We start from the raw sequence: 16,777 nt of genomic DNA, 5'->3' as shown, positions 1-16,777 counted from the left end.
GTGACGATCAGTCGACTGACTGATGTCAGGGTCAATCTCGACATTCGCTTTACGAATCGTCGACCCGAAGGGCAAATTATGGGTAATCCATAATTTGGATGAAAACAAGTCCCTCAGTTTGCCGGCTGGGGGATTTTTTGTTGGAAATGTTCAAATGTTCAAATGTTCAAATGTTCAAATGTTCAAATTGAACTTTTTAAACTCTTTGAACCTTCGAAGTTCGAAGAACGAAGAAGATTTGAACCCTTTTAACTTTTTGAACCTTTTTTAAACTTCTCAATCGCTTCCGGATCATAAGAGAAAAACAAATTCGCCCAAATAACTTTGGAAAGTGCGTAAAAGTAAGGGCTGAGTATGATTGAAAGTCCGGAAATGATTCCAATTTGCAGCCAGATATTTGCCTGGGGGAAAAACAAATTAAAACTTACCCAGCAGGTCACGAATAATGCTACTCCAAGAGCATATGAAACATACATGGCTCCGTAATAGAACCCGATTTCCTTTTCATATTTCAATCCGCATTTGGAACAGTGTTCGTGTGTTTTTCCCAGGTTTTTCATGTCGTAAGGCTTCGAAACGAAAAAATCACCTTCCCTGCATTGCGGACATTTCATTTGGAATATACTCTTTAGTCTGTGAGCGAATGACATGGATGAACAAATTTAATACTGCAAAGTTAGAAACCCTGGCTCGAACAAAAGGTGATTTACATCAGTTTTAATTTTTTTTCTGAAAAATCATCTTTTTTGAAACCTTTTGCAACATCTCGCGTTAAAGGAAATAACGGATCAATTATTAACATCTACAGGTTAAGGGAAAAAGGCTGAATGCAGTTGCATTTGGCCTTTTTCTTTTTCATTATTTTTTTCATCCTGGAGCGTTCCAAATGTTAATTATTGATGTTATTTGGTAATAATCAGTAAATTGGGAGTGCTAAAACAATAAAATGAAAAAAACTCTCCTCTTTTGCTCCATTTTATATGGATCCTTTATTTCCCATGCACAAAATTTCCAATTAAATTCCGAAGACTCTAAAAGGATTGAACTGACTCAGCAGTTCAAGGAAAAACCATTTGAGTTCAAAGAAATTGAAGGACAGAACTGGATCGATTTCTCCAAATCGCACCCTATTTTGTCAAATGAAAAAGGTGCACCGGCTCTGCCTTTATTTCATACAACCGTTCAGCTTCCGGAAACGGGCAGTCCGGAGCTCGAAATAACCTTTGATGAAATAACTATTTACGACAATATGCTTGTAGCACCTTCAAAAGGAGTTATTAAGCGTAACGTTGATCCTTCTTCGGTTGCTTACACATTTGGGGCTGCTTACAACACCAATGATTTTTATCCGGCTTCAGCGGTAAGTTTGAAAACGCCGTTTATCTGGAGATCAATGCGCGGTGTTGTTGTAGAAGTTTCTCCATACCAGTATAATCCCGTAACGAAACAGCTTATTGTTTACAAGGGGATTCATATCAGCGTAAAAAAGAATCCCGAGATATCCGGTTTGAATGAACTGAGCGGGCAAATTGATCCGGTGATGCAGTCTCTGCAGCAGAAAAACATTCTGAATCCGAAATCAGAGAAATACACTCCCATGGAAGAAAGCGGAAGCATGCTTTTCATTGCAGCTCCGGCTTTAATGGAAGAAATCACTCCTCTTGTAAACTGGAAGAACCAAAAAGGGATCCGTTCTGCTTTGGTTTCTACCACTGCAACAGGAACTTCCGATGCGGATATTCGCGCGTATATTCAAAATTATTACGCTTCACATCCCGATTTGGTTTATGTGCTGTTGGTTGGAGATCATGACGATATTCCGGCCCATACTTACGGCATGTCGGGAGGAGAGAACTTATTCTCGGATTCTTATTTCGGGCAATTAACCGGTTCGGATTATTACCCGGAATTATTTGTGGGGCGTTTTTCAGGCGATGAAGCAAATATTACTACGATGGTAAACAGAACACTGGAATACGAAAAGAACCCGATGGCAGGTGACTGGATGGAAAAGGCAATTGGTTTGGGGTCCAATGAAGGTAATGGAATTGGTGATGACGGAGAACCGGATTGGCAGCATTTGAGAAATATCCGCACGGTTTTGATGAATTACGGTTATTCAGAAGTCGCGGAGTTTTATGATGGTTCTCAGGGTGGTGCTGATGCAGTAGGAAATCCGAATTCAGGAATCATCTTGCCTGTGGTAAACAACGGAGTCGGTTTGTTCAATTATACCGGACACGGCGACGTGAATTTATGTGTTACCGGAAATTTTCAGAGCACACATGTGAATCAGGCTTCCAACAACGGAAAATATCCTTTTGTGATATCAGTTGCATGCAACAACGGAACTTTTACTTCAGGGACTTGTATTTCAGAGTCCTGGACAAGAGCAACTAAAAACGGAACTCCTTCCGGTGCGATCGGAGCTGCGGGTTCCTCAATTCTGATGGCCTGGGCAGAACCGATGCAGACCCAGGATGAAATGGCTGCTATAATCGGTGAAACTTATCCGGACAATCACAAAACAACTTTGGGCGGATTATTCTACAACTCACAGATGTCCATGCTGGAGGAATATCCTTCCGGAAATGGTGTCGAAGTAATGCAAACCTGGGTTTTGTTCGGAGATCCTTCCGCTCAGTTCAGAAACAAGCAGACTTTACCGATCTCTGTAGTGCATACCGGAAATGTTCCGATGGGTACAACATCCATAACGGCAACATGCGATGTGGAAGGTGCTTTGGTAGCGGTTTCTCAAAACAATGTACTTCTGGGTACGGCAATTTCAGCTGGCGGACAAGCGGTGATCTCATTTCCGGCTCTAACATCGAATGATTATCTGTTAGTTACGGCTACTAAGCAGAATTATGCGACTTATCAGCATGCTGTTCAGGTTGCTGATGGTCCGTTGGGAATAACTGATTTGAACATGGAGTTTGCACTTTATCCGAATCCTGCAAATGATGAATTACAGTTGCTTGTTTCAAACGGAACAGCGGAATCGGTAAGAATCATTGGTTTGGATGGGAAAGTAGTGCTTTCGAAACAACTTCTGAACGGGATACAGGAAGTGATCAATACTTCTTCGCTGAAATCAGGATCTTATATTGTTGAGCTTAATTCCGGTTCGGAAAGTATACGTAAGAATATTCAGATCATGCATTAAGAAGTGCATGAAATGGCTTTGTTATAAAACGAACACATGATATCATGATAAAACTAAAAGGCCTCCGTTTTGGAGGTCTTTTTTTGTGCTTATCTTTGGTTCATGAAAGAATGGGATGTTTTAGTGATCGGTGCCGGAGCAGCAGGTTGTTTTTCAGCCATCAAAGCTTCTGAAAACTTTAAACATGCAAAAATTGCTGTCCTGGAAAGAAGCTCAAAACCTTTGGCAAAGGTCAAAATATCCGGAGGCGGCAGATGTAACGTAACCAATGTGATTTCCGATCCCGAAGAGCTTTCCAGACAGTATCCGAGAGGAGAGCGTTTTCTAAAGAAGGCATTTTACCAATTCTCCAGTTCAGATATGAAAACCTGGCTGGAAAGTAAAAATGTTCCCCTGAAATTATATCCCGACGGATGTTACTTTCCATTGAGTAATGATTCTCAGACAATTATCGACTGTTTCTTAAATGAATTGAAGAAGAACGGAGTTCAATTACTACTGAACCAACGGGTTGAGTCTGTCAGGAAACTGGATTCAGGGTTGTTTGAGGTACGGACTCCCGAAGAAACATTTTACTCGAAAGCTGTTATTGTTACCACCGGAGGACAGCCCAAAATATCCGGATTTGAACTGTTGAAAGCATTTCCGTTGAAAATAGTTCCGCCGGTTCCGTCGCTGTTTACTTTCAATATGCCGAACGAACCGATCAAAGAATTGATGGGAATCGTCCAGGAAAACGCGTTGGTAAAAATAATAGGAGAGAAGTGGACTTCTGATGGTCCCTTGCTGATCACACACTGGGGAATGAGTGGGCCTGCGGTTCTGAAAACTTCCGCATTCGGAGCAAGGATTTTTGAATCCAAAGGATATAAATCCCAAATCGCTGTTAACTGGACTGGAGAGGAAAACCAGGAAATTGTGCGGGAGAAAATAGTTGAGTTTGTAAAATCCAATAAATTAGTTGTAAATACCCCACTTTATGGGGTGAAATCGAGATTATGGGTATATCTTGTTGAGAAAGCAGGAATCCCAAATCATTTCAAGTGCTCGGAATTAACACCCAAACACCGGAATAAATTGTTGGAAGTATTGGTGAATGATATTTATTCGATGGAAGGAAAAACGACTTTTAAAGAGGAATTCGTTACAGCAGGTGGAGTTGATTTAAACGAAATCAATGTGCAGACCATGGAATCGAAGAAGGTGCCGGGGCTTTTTTTTGCCGGTGAAACCATGGATATTGACGGAGTAACAGGAGGGTTTAATTTTCAGGCTGCCTGGACAACAGCGGCAATTGCAGGAAAGAATGTGTTATCAAATAAGTAGAAAATGAATCGATTGGTGATTTTAATAGTAGTTCTTGGATCGCTGGTTTCCTGCCGGTCAACTAAAGATCTTCCTGCTGAGCAGCCAAAATCAGGAACACAGAATGAAACAGTTAAACCTAATGGTAATGGATCTTACAACGAAACCTATTATTTAGGGGAAGTACAGCTGCTGGATTGCGGACCTGTAGTTCAGGTTTCTGCAGGTGAAAAAAAGACTGTTTTTTCACCCGTGAACCTGGATCAAAAATTCCGGATCGATAAACTCAGGCTGAAATTGAAATTTAAAGTACTGGACGAAAAAGCAACAACCTGTTCGGAATTTCTGGCTATTGAAATCGAAGAAGCCTTTGCTGTGCGTTGATCACAATTTATCCATCAAAACGCGGTACAATTCGATCATTGCTTCGATGTCTTTTTTGTAGACCTTTTCGTTAGGAGTATGTACATTGTCTTCAGGAGCTCCAATGAAACACCAGTCAATCGGAAGATCTGATTTCTGTAAAACGGAACCATCACTTCCGCCGGCAGATTCTACTTCCAGCTGGTATTTGATTCCTGATTCTTTTGCAATATTCAGGATCTTGTTCAGGTATTTTCTTCTTGGAATCATACTGTCACGCATGGAAACTGCCACTCCGCCTTTGTGAACAACACCGTGTGTAACCCATGTTATGTCGCAAATCAAAGCCTGAAGCACGTCGTAAGTATTCATCAGGTATTTAGCACAGGCCCCGACAGAATTCCCGCCGTGCTCCTCGTATGTCGAGAAGACAATTGCACCGTTTTCGAGTGTTTCTGCCAATTGCAAAGCCGCGTAAACTCCCAGACGATTATCCAGGTAAGGAGATTGAACATATTCCTTGGTCTCTTTAAAATTTGGCTTGAAAGAAAGCAGAGTGCCACGGTCAACCGCCCGGTCGCAGGATAATTGCAGGCGCTGTTGATTATATTCATTCTCAAAGATCATCAATTCGCCTTCTACCGTTCCCTGGGAGTCGTTCCCAACGAGCGGGGTTCCGTCTATGTTTTTTGGACCACCAACCCGGATCAGTTCATTTTCGTATCCGACTGAATAACCAATTGTATCCATGTGTGCGTAAACTGCGGTTCTCGGGTTTCCGAAAACAAGAATCATAGCGTCCTGAAACCCGGTTCCGTCAATGATGTGCGGTTTAGCTTTCCATTGTCCCTGGTTTTTGAGCACATATTCTTTGATGAATAATTTGATGCGTGACTCGTCGCTTGCAAGTCCCTGGACACTGATAAGGTCCTGAAGTAATTGACTATTGGATAATTCCATGGTTTTCTATTCTGATGTGTTTTTCTTCCGGAAGGAGTAGGTTTAATTCTGCAAATTGGTCCAGAAGACCCGATTCTGAGACCGGTAATTGAATACTCAGCTTGCAGGATAGTTGAAAATCCTGGTTGGTGATTTTAGCCGGGCTGTTTTTTAATAAAGCCATAACCTGTGGCATCTCATTGTAATCATAGAATAATGTGACAAGTATTTCGTCTTCCTGTTCGATGATCTGAGCGTTCTCCAGAGCTTCTTTGGAAGCCGTCCTATAAGCATTGATCAATCCGCCGACACCCAGATTTACTCCGCCGTAGTAACGAACCACTGCGATCAGGATATTTGTGAGGTCAAACGATTGAATTTGTCCAAGTATCGGAGCTCCAGCCGAATTGGATGGTTCACCGTCGTCGCTGGCCCGGTATTTCTTTTTATCACTTCCTAAGCGGAAGGCGGAACAAACGTGTACAGCCTGGTAATGTTCCTTCCGAAGACGCTGAATATGTTCTTTGATTTCGTCTTCGGTTTTGCAGGGAATAGCAAATGCAAGGAATTTGGATCCTTTCTCTTTATAGAATCCTTCGCTTTGTTCTGTAATCGTTTTGAATTTGCTTTCAGGCATGAGCTCGCAAAGATAAGAAGAATGTGAATTCTAACGGTGGATCTGTTCGCAAATTAGCGAACAGGCGAATTCTCAAATTTCCATCTGTTATGGCAGATTGGGCCCGTTTTTAAATAAAAAGATGAGGAGTCTGGTCGAAACAAAAATGGTCCCGGCTTAGCCGGGACCATTTGCTATTATTGGATTGTCAATTTCTTTTCCAAATCTTCCAGGTAAACCCGGAACTGTTTGTCGGTCTCAGAAAGGTTAATAACCGTTCTGCAGGCGTGCAATACCGTTGCGTGGTCTTTTCCGCCACAGTGAGCTCCGATACTTGCCAAGGATGATTTGGTCATCTTCTTGGAGAAGTACATGGAAATCTGACGAGCCTGAACAACTTCACGCTTACGTGTTTTCGATTTCAGCATCTCGATTGGTAAATCGAAATAGTCACAAACTACTTTTTGGATGTAGTCGATGGAAACTTCACGAGCGGTGTTCTTCACAAACTTATCGATCATTTGTTTCGCTAAATCAAGCGTAATTGCTTTCTTATTCAATGAAGCTTGTGCAAGCAATGAGGTCATTGCACCTTCCATTTCACGGATGTTTGTATTGATGCTGTATGCAAGGTACTCCACAACTTCACGTGGAAGCTCGATACCGCTGCCGTACATTTTCTTCTCCATGATAGCGATACGTGTCTCAAGGTCCGGAGTAGAAAGGTCTGCAGACAATCCCCATTTGAAACGGGACAATAAACGCTGTTCCATTCCCTGCATTTCAACCGGCGGTTTATCCGACGTTAAAATGATCTGTTTCCCATTTTGGTGCAAATGGTTGAAGATATGGAAGAAAACATCCTGTGTCTTTTCTTTTCCGGAGAAGAACTGCACATCATCAATGATCAAAACATCGATCATTTGATAGAAGTGAATGAAATCATTCGTAGTCTGATTACGAACCGCATCAATAAACTGGTGTGCAAATTTCTCAGAACTTACGTAAAGTACCGTTTTGTTTGGGAATTGGTTCTTAACACCAATACCGATCGAATGAGCCAAATGCGTTTTACCTAATCCAACACCACCGTAGATCAATAATGGATTAAAAGCTGTTCCTCCCGGTTTGTTCGCCACAGCATAACCTGCGGAACGAGCCAAACGGTTACAATCTCCTTCAACAAAATTCTCAAAGGAATAAGCAGGGTTCAGGTTTGAATCAACATTCACCTTCTTCAATCCCGGAATGATGAACGGGTTTTTAATAGGGTTGTCGCTGATATTCAAAGGCATATTTACAGGTGCGTTCTTCACTGCCTTCTTATTGGAAGCCGGAAGTTTAACCGTGTAAGGATTTGAATTGCTCGCAGAATTCTCCATAACAATACTGTACTCCAAATGTCCTTCCTGGCCGAGTTCTTTCTTGATTACTTTTTTCAATAAAGTAATATAATGCTCTTCCAACCATTCATAGAAAAAGTGAGATGGAACTTGTATTGTCAGAATGTTGTTTTCAAGCTTTACGGGAACAATCGGCTCAAACCAAGTTTTGTATGCTTGGATCGGTAAATTATCCTTGATAACTTTCAGACAGGAATTCCAAATAGCGTCATGGTTGGCACTCATTTAGCAGGGGTATTTAAAAGTTTATAATAATATGTTAATAAAAAAATAATCGGCGTAATAGATTCATAGCTTAAGTGTTAAGCCTCTGAATTTTTTAGTGAGCAAATATTCTCATAAAAAAGTGAAAAAAAAAGTTGTTTAGGGGTTGATTATTTGAAAAGTTTTGCTTTGTATTGAAGTAATCCTTTAACATCTTCTTTGAATTACCTTAAAACCTATTGATTGTTCGATGAATAAGTAAATTTTATAGTTTAATGTTAAATTTTGATGCTTAAAATGAAAAGATCGCCTTTCATCAAAGGTACGAAATTAGATTCCAATAACCTTGGGTTAATATATCGGAAATATACTTTTTAACACCTTTGGATTCTAACTTAAAATCTGAAAAATAGTTACGACATTTAACCACTTTTTTTAAGAAACTTGAAATTTCATGAAAACTTCATTCGAATTCCCTGCAAAAGTGCGTGTAAGATATGGTGAAACTGATCAAATGGGATACTGCTATTATGGAAACTACGCAGCGTATTTTGAAGTTGGAAGAGTGGAAGCGATGCGTTCGCTTGGAATGAGCTATCGCGAATTGGAAGAAAGCGGTGTTATGCTTCCTGTAAGTCATTTTGAAGTGGATTATTTTAAGCCGGCCTTGTATGATGATGAATTGACAATTGTGACTGCGATAACCGAACTGAAAGGTCCGCGTTTATTCTTTGAATATACCTTGTATAATGAAAAGCAGGAATGCCTGAGTAAGGCAAAAACAACCCTGGTTTTTGTTTCGACCGAAAATATGAGACCAATCCCGCCGCCGCGAGCTTTTGTTGAACTAATGGAAAAATACCATGTTTGAATCTACCTATTTTAAGCTGAGATTACCGGGTGAAGCAGATCTGAAGAGCTGGCTTACGGAAAGGGACGGCGAAATCCGGATAGGGCAGAATGTGCTTTTTAGAGGCGGGTCCGAAAACTGGAAAGAAAAGAAATTTCATATCCTGGGTGTTAAAGAAGATGTGGGACCGCGTTTGAATCTGGGGAAAGGAGGTTCTCATACGGCGTTTGAAGCGTTCATTTCCCGTTTCCTGGCAGTTCAGTCGAACCAGTTTTTAAATGGGAACTCGATCTGTGTACACGGATTTATTGATTCGAAAGAACCGATTGATGCCATTTCTCATATGCATATCGATGATTTGGATTACCTGGTTTCTTCCTGGGTAAAGGAAGTGGTCGATTGTGGTGGTATTCCGATTGTAATAGGCGGCGGACATAACAATGCTTATCCGATCATTAAAGGTGTTTCGGAATCCAAAAGACTGGCTATATCAGTTGTAAATCTCGATCCGCATGCAGATACGCGTGCTATGGAAGGGAGGCATTCGGGGAATCCTTTTTCGTATGCTTATGAATATGGTTTTTTGGGACATTATTCGGTTTTGGGACTTCATGAATCTTATAACAACCAGTTTATACTCGATCATTTACAGGAAATGAAGGCTTTTTTCACTTTTTATGAGTCCTGGCTGGAGAAGCCGTTCAAATTTCAGGCGGATATTGATAAGGTGTATGATTCCCATTTTCAAACAGTAATGGGAGTAGAATTAGATATGGATGCGATTGCTTATATGCCTTCGAGTGCTTTTACACCTTCCGGGATTACCGTTGACCAGGCAAGAATTTACATCCGGAAAATGGCAACACTGGAAAAAGTGTGTTACCTGCATTTGCCCGAGGCGGCACCTAAAACTGAAACAGATGAAGCTGTTGTTGGAAAGGCTCTGGCGTACTTGGTGACAGATTTTGTGAAAGAGTATCAGAAATCCCACCATTAATTCGTAATATTGGATTTGTGGCTGCACTCCGAAATATTACTTCCAATACATTTCAGTTTATAAGGGTATTTTTTCCTTTGGTCTTATTGGTGCATCATTTGAAGCATAATTTGCTGGCACTTTTTTATTGGGTATTCTTCTTTTTGCTGATTTCGGATAGGATCGGGGTAGGTTTCGGATTGTCTTATTTGTTCCTGTCGCCCGAATATCAGGGAAATACCAGTTTTTTCTCCTTTCTGCTCATCGGATTTTCTTTTGGCGGACTAACGATGGCTTTTCATTCGTATTCTTACATGCGGCTGGCTTCCCGATTTTCCTTCCTGGCAATGGTGAATAAGCCTTTTGTGCGATTCTGCATTAATAACAGCGTCATTCCAACCACTTTCATCCTGTTTTTCATTGTTCGTGTTGTGCGTTTTCAGCGCATGGAGGAATTTGAGTCCTGGATCAATGTGCTTTTCTTTGTTTCCGGTTTTTTGGTCGGTTTTTTTCTGTTTGTAGGAGTGGCGTTGCTTTATTTCTTCCCGATTAATAAAAACTTGTTTGAACTGAAGCTCTATGATGAGGATAAATCCGTTCGCGCCACGCGCTGGATGCGTTTCGGAAAACGGAACAGGATCAAGGTGAAGGGGGCTAATCGGCAGCGCTTGTATTGGTATATCGGGCGCGGACTTCGCGTACAGCAGTGCCGTTCTACTAAACATTACGCCCAGTCACTGCTTCAGTCTGTTTTTGATCAGAACCGTATTTCGACAACTATTTTTGAAATTGCAACAATTGTGACTTTTATCCTGATAGGTTTGTTCGGGGGGAAAACATTCCTGGATGTACCGGCAGGTGTAAGTGTGGTGCTTTTACTGACAATCATCTTAATGCTGCTCAGTGCATTGCAGTCCTGGCTGCGTGTTTGGGCTTATCCGGTACTGATCTTGTGTTTCCTGCTGATGAACTACTTATCGAAAACGACGAAGGTGTTCCAGTTTCAAACACAGGCTTATGGATTGTCTTATAGTCAGCCTGCAATTTATTCGGATTCAACGATTTATGAAATGAGTAAGGATGGAGAAGTTCGTGCCGATGATTATGAGCATTACATTACTTATTTGGAGAACTGGAAAAAGCGTACGGGTGAGAGAAAACCTTTACTGGTGGTGGTAAATACGTCCGGAGGTGGGTCGCGCAGTGCATCCTGGGTCTTCCAGGTTTTGAGAATGTGTGATTCCATTACGGATTTTAGATCTTCCAGGCACATTGCCATGATAACCGGTGCTTCCGGTGGAACGGTCGGTGCGTCTTATTATCGTTCATTGCTGCTGGAAAATTACCAAACCGGAAAGGTTAATTTTCACGACAAAAAATACTTTGAAGAAATTTCGCAGGATTTGTTGAATAAATTGTCTTTTGCAGCTTCTACAAATGATTTGTTCTTCCGCTATCAGTCCTCTTTTGAAGATTCGGAATACAGTTACGACCGGGCAATGGCCTTTGAATCCGATTTGAATGAGAATACCGGGCAGCGTTTGAATAAACCTATGAGGTATTACCGGGCATTTGAGAAGAAGGGAATTATTCCGAACCTGATTTTAACCCCGTCTGTGGTAAATGACGGAAGAAGAATCATGATTTCATCCTTAGGTTTGAGCTTCCTGATGGATTCAGCATCTCCGGCGCCCGAAACAAACCATGTGCAGGAAAATATTGACATTCATTTATTGCTGAAAAATCAGCACGCCGAAAAGCTTCGCCTGTCTTCTGCTTTGAGAATGAATGCCTCGTTTCCGTATGTGCTTCCGATGACCAGTCTGCCTACCGTACCTGAAATTCAACTGATGGATGCCGGTGCAAGGGATAATTTCGGGACGAAGATCACGGTTCAATGGCTGATGAAACTGGAGCCCTGGATAAGTAAGAACACGAGGGGGGTGGTTATTCTCCAAATCCGGGATAATAAACGCATCATGTACAATGAAAGTACAAGCTCTTTCGGGTTGTTTGATAAGTTTTCAGCACCGATTTCAAATGTGTTTACGAATTTTCCACGGATCCAGGATTACGACCAGGACGAGTTACTTCGTTTGATTAGGGATAAATACAATGTCCCTGTAAAAACCGTGAATTTGAACCTGCGTGAACTGCAAAAGGACCGGATCAGTCTTTCCTGGCATTTGACTCAGCACGAAAAACTGAAAGTCCTGGCTGCAATCCGGCGCTCTTCGAATGCAAAGGAATTTGAGCGCTATAGAAAGCTTTTGAAATAATGTAGACAAGCGATTAATCACTCGTCTACGGTTGGTGTTCCTACTAAAAATCAGTTCAAGATTTTATCTGTTTAAAGGATTGATTGATCTATACCAATCCGGGATAATTCGTAATTCGGCATTCGTAATTATCAGTCGTGGTCCCACTTCCGTTTACTTGATCCCGGGGTCGTTGTAATTTTCCACTCTTTTGCTTCCGCTTCTTTGAAAAGGAATTTCCGCAGTTTTCGCGGGTAAAAGAATTTCCAGGTCATGGCGCTTTTTGAACGGTCTTTGGTGACGTCCGCAAAGGATAATAGATGGTAGCAGGCGGCTGCACAGCGCATTCCGAAAAAGGCATACGGATATGGGCCTTCTTTCAGGAATGGAAGCGCGGACTTGAGTAATTGTTGTTTTTGGACCGGGGTGACAGGAATAAAAATGCGGCAGGTTTTGGTGGTGTCGCAGTAAAAAGTTCTATAAAATTGTTTTTTGCTCGAAATTAAATACCTGCCGGTGTCTGAGTTGATGTTGGTTGCGGCAACTCTTCCGCCCGGAACAAAATGCATAACGCTGTCTTTGCCGATTGTAAGTCCGATATGTCCACCTAATTTTCCTCCAAACCAATATCTTTCATCAACTGATTTTGGTTTTGACCCGTAGATGATCTCAACAACAAGTGTGTCGGTTTGTGAGTTGGTCCAAAAAGGAACCAAAGCTAAGAAGATGGCGAGCGATTTCATAAGGTTGTTATTTGAATGATAAGGACGAATCCTGTAGGGATGAAAAATTTTCCAGCTCTACCTGTTGCTATATTATAATTCTAATAGAGATCAGTTCAGAATAAGATTTTATCCGTCGAAAGGATTGATTGATCTATACCAATCCGGGATAATTCGTAATCAGGAATTCGGCATTCGTAATTAAATTGATTATTTTCGTGTATGTCTCAGGCAGCACAACTTTACAAGTATAATCCCGATGCTTTTACGCTGGAGAAAAACACGGAAGATTATTTCGCGGAAAACTTCAATCCGTTTGCGGATATGAATGCTACTTATTGGTTGAATTTTCATTCGATGAAGAACAAGTCTGCGATCAATAAATTATGTGATAAGTTATGTGTTGACAGGTTGTTGCAGGAGGATTTGTTTGCTGAGAATAAACGAACACGCCTCGAGGAGTATTCCGATTATGTTTTCTTCAGTATTGTTTCTGCACTTCCCAAGGAAGGTCTGAATCACTATGATTTGAACAAAGAGCGTATTAGTTTTATTATCGGGGACAATTACCTGATCTCTTTCCAGGAAAAGGCTTCCGACCACTTTCCGGAAGTGCGTGAGCGGATTGAGTGCAAGCGCGGGAAAGTGCGTTACAAGGGGCCTGATTTTTTGCTGTTCCGCATGTTGGAGGCAATTATCGATAATTATACCGAAGTGGTTGAGCAGATTGCCCTGAATATTGAAAAGCTGGATAAGATCGTGCTTCGAAACCCGAAAAGCGAGGTGCTTCGGAAAGTGGAGTGGGAAAAGCGAAAACTCCTGGATCTGAGAAGGATCGTCTTCCCGATGAAAGAATTAATGGGGCAGCTTGACAGGGTGGAAAATGAAATGATTATCGAAGATAATATTCATTATTTCCGCGAGTTGAAGGATACCTGCTTGAGTTTGATCGATGAAATCGAAGCACAGAAACAAATGCTGGACGGTATTGCAAACCTCTATTATGCGATCCAGGGACAGCGCATGAATGAGGTTATGAAGGTATTGACAGTAACCAGCGCGATTTTCATTCCTTTGACCTTCATAGTGGGGGTTTACGGGATGAATTTCGAGAATATGCCAGAACTGAAGTCGCGAAACGGTTACTACATTGTTTGGGGATTCATGATCCTGATTACGGCTGTTCTGGTGTTTATTTTCTGGAAAAGAGGCTGGCTGAAACGAAATAATTAAGCTTTTTCGATTAATTCGTTAGCGTAAATCATAAAGCGGGATTCTTCCAGTAACTGGTAAAGTTTCATCCATTCTTTGTGATTGAAGGCCAGGACCATTTTGGAGCTGTCGGTATGCATGTAGATTTTCTCACCGGTTTCTTTTTTTTCTTCATAATGCATGGCGTGAATGTGGTGTACCTGGTCGGAAAAACGGATAAATTCATCGTAAGAAAGAATGAGTACCACATTTCCGAATCCAAGATGGAATTGTTCGCAGTTTTTGCACTGAATGAGACATCCGAAGGAGTTATTGCTGATTGTTTTGGATTGACACATGCTGTTTGTTTTTAGGTAAAATTATTAGTTGGAATAATTCTAAACAATACCCAAAAAACGGTATAATTTCTACCTGCGAAATTAACCTTACATCGTTCATAACTCTTAATGAAACATGGTTTAAACAAAGCTTTCTGTTAGTATCTTTGATGACTTATCAGAATCCGTTATTATGGCTGAAAATCAATATACTGAAGATAATATACGATCTCTGGACTGGAAGGAGCATATTCGCCTGCGTCCCGGTATGTACATCGGGAAACTGGGGGATGGTTCTTCTGCGGATGACGGGATCTATATTTTGGTGAAGGAGATTGTCGATAATTCCATTGATGAGTTTGTCATGGGGAATGGAAAACGCATCGACATCAAAGTGAAAGACGGGAAAGTTTCCGTTCGTGACTACGGACGTGGGATTCCCCTGGGGAAAGTAATTGATTGTGTTTCGCAGATCAATACGGGAGGAAAGTACGACTCCAAGGCATTTAAGAAATCTGTAGGGCTAAACGGAGTGGGAACCAAGGCTGTGAACGCACTGAGCGATTATTTCATGGTTTATTCGGTGCGCGACGGGGAAAAGAAACAAGCCACTTTTTCAAGAGGTGAGTTGGTGGAAGATTCAAAGTTGGAAAAAACAACAGAAGTAAACGGAACTTACTTTGAGTTTATCCCGGATGAATCGATCTTCAAAAAGTTTGCTTTCAAAATGCCTTACCTGATCAAGATGTTTTGGAATTACTGCTACCTGAACCGGGGATTGGCAATTTACTTCAATGGTGAAAAGTATCAGTCAAAAGATGGTCTGAAAGACTTGCTGGAAGATAATATGGATGGAGATCCGCTATACCCGATCATTCATTTGGAAGGGGAAGATATCGAAGTGGCATTTACACACGGAAAAACTTACGGGGAAGATTACTATTCGTTCGTAAACGGTCAGCATACCACACAGGGTGGAACACACCAAAGCGCATTCCGTGAGTCTATTGCAAAAGTGATCCGCGATTTCTACAAGAAAGATTACGATGCTTCGGATATCCGCCAGTCGATTGTAGCTGCAATTGCGGTGAAAGTGATCGAACCGGTATTCGAATCTCAGACCAAGACAAAACTAGGTTCCCAGGAAATTGAGCCGGAAGGAAAATCCATGCGGGCATTTATCAATGATTTCCTGAAGGATAAACTGGATAATTACCTGCACCGTCATCCGGATGTGGCTGATACACTTGAAAAGAAAATCAAACAATCGGAACGAGAACGAAAAGAACTTTCGGGAATCCGGAAACTGGCGCGCGACAGAGCTAAGAAAGCAAGTCTGCATAACAAGAAACTGCGCGACTGCAGAAGTCATTTAACAGATCTCAAAGATGAGAAACGGGAATTAACGACTTTGTTTATCACCGAAGGGGATTCTGCGAGCGGATCGATCACAAAATCACGGGATGTAAATACACAGGCTGTATTCTCGTTGCGTGGTAAACCGTTGAATTGTTACGGTCTGACCAAAAAAGTGGTTTATGAGAACGAAGAGTTCAACCTGATCCAGGCAGCTTTGGATATCGAAGAAGACATGGACAACCTGCGTTACAACAACATTGTGATCGCAACCGATGCCGATGTTGACGGAATGCACATTCGTTTGCTGTTACTGACTTTCTTCCTGCAGTTCTTCCCGGATCTGGTGAAGCGGAATCACGTTTACGTGCTTCAAACACCCTTATTCCGGGTTCGGAACAAGAAAAAAACCATTTATTGTTACTCGGAAGAAGAACGCAGGGCAGCGATTGCCGAGTTGGGAAAAAATCCGGAAATCACCCGGTTTAAAGGATTGGGAGAGATTTCACCGGACGAGTTCAAGCACTTTATCGGCGATGATATCCGCTTAGAGCCGGTTATTCTCACCAAGAATGCTTCCATCGATTCCATTTTATCATATTTCATGGGGAAAAATACCCCGGAGCGCCAGGATTTCATTATCGAGAACCTGCGCGTAGAGAAAGACGATGAGAAGAGCGTGGATTTGGATACTCCCGATTCAGAAGAAGATACCGAAATTGAAAAAGCTTCTTAATGAAAATGAGTGTTGGTTTTGTTGAGAAGGGACTTTCTAAGTTCCCCCTTCGGAGGGGGAATAAGGGGGAGGATATTTACCTCTTCTTCGAAGAGAGAGCATATCCTCCGCAAATTTATAATCGAAGATTATGAGTGAAGACGAAATTGGACCGGTAGATCCGGAAAATGATGATCTGAATAACGAAGAAGGAGGTGAAGAAGAATCTTCCTTCGGAACGGATGATCACAAACACGTTGATGAAAATATCATTCCATTAAGTGGTTTGTATGAAAATTGGTTTCTGGATTATGCATCTTATGTCTGTCTCTTATACACATCTGACGCTGCCGACGAAGAGGATAGTGTAGA

14 protein-coding genes are annotated in these 16,777 nt (G+C 41.6%); 8 read left to right on the top strand and 6 right to left on the bottom strand.

Annotated elements, in window-relative coordinates; all coding sequences use genetic code 11:
- Nucleotides 1-248: 248 nt before the first annotated feature.
- Nucleotides 249-650, bottom strand: coding sequence for a DUF983 domain-containing protein (locus QZT69_RS17300; RefSeq protein WP_294678644.1), 402 nt, complete (start codon nucleotides 648-650; stop codon nucleotides 249-251).
- Between the two features lie 296 nt (nucleotides 651-946).
- On the opposite strand from QZT69_RS17300, the gene QZT69_RS17295 reads away from it, so the two are divergent.
- The 3 genes from QZT69_RS17295 to QZT69_RS17285 all read left to right on the top strand — a co-directional run bounded on the left by QZT69_RS17295 (nucleotide 947) and on the right by QZT69_RS17285 (nucleotide 4,858).
- Nucleotides 947-3,169 (top strand): C25 family cysteine peptidase, encoded by a 2,223-nt coding sequence (locus QZT69_RS17295; protein WP_294678637.1) that lies wholly within the window; start codon nucleotides 947-949, stop codon nucleotides 3,167-3,169.
- A gap of 102 nt (nucleotides 3,170-3,271) precedes the next feature.
- Nucleotides 3,272-4,495 carry an NAD(P)/FAD-dependent oxidoreductase gene (locus QZT69_RS17290; RefSeq protein WP_294678629.1) on the top strand — a complete coding sequence of 408 codons (1,224 nt, stop codon included), beginning with the start codon at nucleotides 3,272-3,274 and terminating at the stop codon, nucleotides 4,493-4,495.
- A 3-nt stretch (nucleotides 4,496-4,498) separates the two neighbouring features.
- The gene (locus QZT69_RS17285; RefSeq protein WP_294678622.1) at nucleotides 4,499-4,858 is read left to right on the top strand and encodes a hypothetical protein; all 360 of its coding nucleotides are present in this window, start codon (nucleotides 4,499-4,501) and stop codon (nucleotides 4,856-4,858) included.
- On the opposite strand, the gene QZT69_RS17280 is transcribed toward QZT69_RS17285, so the two are convergent.
- The 3 genes from QZT69_RS17280 to dnaA form a co-directional block, all read right to left on the bottom strand.
- Nucleotides 4,859-5,797: a M20/M25/M40 family metallo-hydrolase gene (locus QZT69_RS17280; protein WP_294678614.1), complete on the bottom strand. Its 939-nt coding sequence runs from the start codon at nucleotides 5,795-5,797 to the stop codon at nucleotides 4,859-4,861. It abuts the gene before it with no gap.
- Complete coding sequence (locus tag QZT69_RS17275) at nucleotides 5,781-6,413, bottom strand: YigZ family protein (protein ID WP_294678607.1); 633 nt, start codon at nucleotides 6,411-6,413, stop codon at nucleotides 5,781-5,783. Before QZT69_RS17275 ends, QZT69_RS17280 begins: the two co-directional genes overlap by 17 nt.
- A 176-nt stretch (nucleotides 6,414-6,589) precedes the next feature.
- On the bottom strand, nucleotides 6,590-8,020 hold the full coding sequence (gene dnaA, locus QZT69_RS17270) for a chromosomal replication initiator protein DnaA (protein ID WP_144331727.1): 1,431 nt from the start codon (nucleotides 8,018-8,020) through the stop codon (nucleotides 6,590-6,592).
- Nucleotides 8,021-8,453: 433 nt separating this feature from the next.
- On the opposite strand from dnaA, the gene QZT69_RS17265 reads away from it, so the two are divergent.
- From QZT69_RS17265 to QZT69_RS17255, 3 genes are read left to right on the top strand one after another with little or no spacing between them, the layout of a single operon-like run.
- Entirely contained in the window at nucleotides 8,454-8,870 is a 417-nt protein-coding gene (locus QZT69_RS17265; RefSeq protein ID WP_294678597.1) for a thioesterase family protein, read from the top strand.
- On the top strand, nucleotides 8,863-9,846 hold the full coding sequence (locus tag QZT69_RS17260; RefSeq protein WP_294678594.1) for a formimidoylglutamase: 984 nt from the start codon (nucleotides 8,863-8,865) through the stop codon (nucleotides 9,844-9,846). The genes QZT69_RS17265 and QZT69_RS17260 overlap by 8 nt, the downstream gene beginning before the upstream one ends.
- A 17-nt stretch (nucleotides 9,847-9,863) precedes the next feature.
- Nucleotides 9,864-12,104, top strand: coding sequence for a hypothetical protein (locus QZT69_RS17255; RefSeq protein WP_294678587.1), 2,241 nt, complete (start codon nucleotides 9,864-9,866; stop codon nucleotides 12,102-12,104).
- 131 nt (nucleotides 12,105-12,235) lie between these two features.
- On the opposite strand, the gene QZT69_RS17250 is transcribed toward QZT69_RS17255, so the two are convergent.
- A complete protein-coding gene (locus tag QZT69_RS17250; protein WP_294678579.1) occupies nucleotides 12,236-12,826 on the bottom strand; it encodes a hypothetical protein in 591 nt (196 codons plus the stop codon).
- Nucleotides 12,827-13,027: 201 nt separating this feature from the next.
- On the opposite strand from QZT69_RS17250, the gene corA reads away from it, so the two are divergent.
- The gene (gene corA / locus QZT69_RS17245) at nucleotides 13,028-14,038 is read left to right on the top strand and encodes a magnesium/cobalt transporter CorA (protein ID WP_294678575.1); all 1,011 of its coding nucleotides are present in this window, start codon (nucleotides 13,028-13,030) and stop codon (nucleotides 14,036-14,038) included.
- Here the strand turns inward: corA and QZT69_RS17240 are convergent.
- Complete coding sequence (locus QZT69_RS17240) at nucleotides 14,035-14,355, bottom strand: DUF6686 family protein (RefSeq protein ID WP_294678570.1); 321 nt, start codon at nucleotides 14,353-14,355, stop codon at nucleotides 14,035-14,037. The two genes, corA and QZT69_RS17240, sit on opposite strands and share 4 nt — an antisense overlap.
- 169 nt (nucleotides 14,356-14,524) lie before the next feature.
- On the opposite strand from QZT69_RS17240, the gene QZT69_RS17235 reads away from it, so the two are divergent.
- The gene (locus QZT69_RS17235; RefSeq protein WP_294678743.1) at nucleotides 14,525-16,426 is read left to right on the top strand and encodes a DNA topoisomerase IV subunit B; all 1,902 of its coding nucleotides are present in this window, start codon (nucleotides 14,525-14,527) and stop codon (nucleotides 16,424-16,426) included.
- Nucleotides 16,427-16,777: the final 351 nt, after the last annotated feature.

The organism is uncultured Fluviicola sp., assembly GCF_902168135.1.
In the GTDB taxonomy this organism is placed as follows: domain Bacteria; phylum Bacteroidota; class Bacteroidia; order Flavobacteriales_D; family Crocinitomicaceae; genus Fluviicola.
This window is presented reverse-complemented; position numbering and strand designations above follow the sequence as displayed.